Here is a 3,505-nt window from a genome sequence, read left to right on the forward strand (position 1 = left end):
CTCGCTGCAACCGTCATCTTCTGGCTATGAGTCCTGAGCCTAACGATCCTCTCCCAGTTCAGACCAAAGCGGGCAAGGTATTTACGCAGGCGATCCGCGTCGTTCTGACTGGCCTTTTCCTGCCGGGATATGGCGAATAGCCGGCGTCCCGCCGCAGAAAGCGATGATGCCTCGCGACATGCTCGTACCGCAGCAGCCAGTTGCGCCCGGTCAAACTCATCCACACCTGCCGGATCTGGCAGTATTTCAGCTAGCAGCGCAAGGTCAGCATCTTGCTGGACCGCCGCCCACTGGCGGCTCAGCGTCAGGATTTCCGCCTCCACCATGGACAGGGTTATACGTCCACGTCCAGCAAAGGTACACAGCCTGCGCGCCGAGGCCGACATATCCCGATAATTACCCGACCATGGCGTGGCGGGGTCACGGGCAAAACGCAGATAACGCGCCCTCGCATCCACATTGAAGCCGATCTTGCACCCCAAGCTTCGTTCTGCTTTCTCCAGTTCGTACATCAGTTCGACTTCCATATCCTCCCGCCGATTGCGCAGCGGCGGAAGGTGGAAAACCCATAATGCCAACCGTGCCAACAGATCGCGACGCATGATACCCTGCTGCGCCAGCACGGACAGGTCATAGCTGGTTGCGGCAATCAGATGAAAACGGCAGTTCTGCGCGGTATTAGCCCCAACGGGATAGTAACTGCCGCTTTCCAACGCATCGAGTAAAAGCCCCTGCTCTGCATGAGGCAGCAGATCAATGTCATCCAGGAACAACACCCCGCCTTCCGCCTCGCTCAGGAAGCCTGCCCGCTCGGTACCTGCAAGGCCTGCAACATTACGTCGCTGACCAAACAGGGCAGCCATGGCATACGGTCCCTGCAACCCGGCGCAGTTCACATGGACCAGACGTCCCTTTACCCGGTGGCGCTGGCGTTTCAGTTCATGGATGCGCCGTGCAAGCGTGGTCTTGCCAATGCCTGCCTCCCCCACCAGCAGGACCGGTTCGTCCGAGCGGGTCACAACCTGTTCCAACCGTTCTATCACGTTGTGAAACGCAGCGTTTTTTGTCGGGATACCGCCACGCAACATATAGGAATGCTCACGTGCCGTCGCTTCGAAACGGCGCTGCAATGCATTGTAGCGTTCGAGGTCGAGATCAATAATGTCAATCGTGCCGTCAGGCGTAGCCTCCCCGCACGGTGGCCCACTCTGGAGCAGGCGGGCAGGTATATGGCGGCTTTCCGTCAGCAGAAACCAGCAGATCTGGGCAACATGCGTGCCGGTTGTCAGGTGGACGTAATAGCTTTCCCGATCCTCGTCAAAGCCGTAGGATTCGGCAAAGTCATACAGTTTTCCGTAAACTTCCTGAAAATCCCATGGGTTGGTAATTTCCATGTCCACCAGCCGTACCTCGGTCCGGGGCGACAGGGCCACGATATCACGCGCCACCTTTTCGGCCAGTCGCAGATTGAGGTGGTCATGGAGCAGCTCTAGCCGATCGACTGGAAAATCGGAATGGGCACAGATCTGCACCGAAGGCCGCCAAGAGCGGCGACGCCCCTGATCAAGGATGGTACCGAGGAAGCCGATGACAACATTACGCATATTCTTATATAAAAAGATAAATTTATATAAGTCCATATAATATTTTTCGGAAACCTTTTACCAAAACCTATATAATTCCATTCAATAACAATGGATTATGGAAAAATGTCATTTTTCTTTTTCCTCGTATTTCCATCTGGCAAAAAAGGGTGGCACGAAAAAAGGGAACAAAGTCATGGCAAACCGATCGGTGTTTGCATCGCTGCGAGGACAGCAGACCAATACGCGTAACGCGGCAGGTGTCCCCGCCTATGACCTCGTTCCGGCCCACAGGCTGGCCCAGCTTGCCATGACAGGCACTTTTGGCGGCGGTTATTATCAGGACGCGCAGACACAGGCGCGTATCTTGGTCGAACTGGCCAACACCGTAAGTCCGGATTTCCTGGCCCGCATCGCCATCTATGCTCGGGATAAGGGACACATGAAGGATACACCTGCCTTGCTGCTGGCTGTTCTGTCCAGACGCGACCCGGTGCTGTTTGCCCATGTATTTTCGAAAGTGGTGACTTCCGGCCGGATGCTACGCACCTTTGTACAGGTCATGCGCTCTGGACAGACCGGACGTAAATCCTTGGGCTCACGCCCTAAGGCTATGGTGCGGAACTGGCTTGATAGCGCGTCTGATGAACAGCTTCTGGCGGCATCGATAGGAAATGCCCCGTCACTGGCCGATATCATCCGTATGGTTCATCCGCGCCCCGGCAACCTGCGGCGTGAGGCCTTCTATGCCTGGCTGATCGGCCGGCCTGCCGCTATATCGGCTCTGCCGCCGATCATGCAGGACCTGTTGGCCTTCCGCTCGGGTCTGTCGGATCAGGTACCCGCCGTACCGTTCCAGTTGCTGAGTAGCCTGCCGCTTTCGTCGGTGCAGTGGGGCGCGGTCGCACGCATGGCTTCATGGCAGACCCTGCGGCAGGGGCTGAACATGCTGACACGCAACGGTGCCTTTAACGATCCAGATGTAGTAACCTACGTGGCAGCAGTGCTGCGCGACCATGAACGGTTCAGGGCGGCTAAGGCTCTGCCATACCAGTTGCTTGCTACCCTGAAAGCGCTGGACCCGGAAATGCCTCTCGTCTTGAGAGAGGCCCTACATGACGCCATGGAACGCGCGGTGAGCAATGTGCCCCACTTTGGTGGGCGTGTCGTTATATGTCCCGATGTATCGAAATCCATGTGTTCACCAGTCACGGGCTACCGAGGCAGCGCCACTACGGCGGTGAAGTGCATTGATGTCGCAGCTCTCGTTGCAGCGGCGATTAAACGCGGCAACCCTACCGCACGCATCTTGCCCTTTGCGATGCGGGTACATGACATTGTTCTGGAATCCCGCGATACAATCCTGACCAATGCCCGTCGTCTTGCGGAACTAGGCGGAGGCGGCACGGATTGCATGGCCCCGCTATCATGGCTCAATGTCCGGCACGAAGCGGCGGATCTTGTTGTGTTCGTATCGGATAACGCATCGTGGGGCAACGCATGGCCTGATGGAACACCCACGGGCATGATGCGGGAGTGGACAAAGCTAAAAACCCGTAATCCGGAGGCTCGCCTCGTCTGTATCGACATTCAGCCTTATGGCACCACGCAGGCCGCCGAACAGGAGGATATACTGAATATTGGTGGTTTTTCCGATGCTACTTTTGATCAGATAGCCGAATTCGCATCGGGTCGAATGGAAGCCACGCATTGGGTTGGACAGATCATGGCCCAACCCCTTTGAACAGGTCCGGCGAATGCCGGTGGGATTACAGTCACGAGGCCACTCCTACGGGAACCCTTCTCTCTATATCCCTCCAATCCCTTGTCGCCGGAACCTTTCTCTTCACCCTGATTGCATGGGACTACGCGCCTGTTTAGGGCCTGTTAGATCTTGAAATTCTTCCCATATTGTAGGGATG

At 56.4% G+C, this 3,505-nt stretch carries 2 protein-coding genes; one reads left to right on the forward strand and one right to left on the reverse strand.

What is annotated here, in order from left to right; all coding sequences use genetic code 11:
- Window positions 1–1,604: RNA repair transcriptional activator RtcR family protein (locus tag B7449_RS15295; RefSeq protein WP_148431363.1), on the reverse strand; the 1,604-nt coding region annotated here is incomplete at its 3' end.
- Window positions 1,605–1,701: 97 nt separating this feature from the next.
- Between B7449_RS15295 and B7449_RS15300 the strand changes: the two genes are divergently transcribed.
- Entirely contained in the window at window positions 1,702–3,327 is a 1,626-nt protein-coding gene (locus tag B7449_RS15300) for a vWA domain-containing protein (RefSeq protein ID WP_235721157.1), read from the forward strand.
- The last annotated feature ends 178 nt before the right edge of the window (window positions 3,328–3,505 follow it).

The sequence above is a fragment of the Komagataeibacter intermedius TF2 genome, assembly GCF_000964425.1.
GTDB classification, from domain to species: Bacteria; Pseudomonadota; Alphaproteobacteria; order Acetobacterales; family Acetobacteraceae; genus Komagataeibacter; species Komagataeibacter intermedius.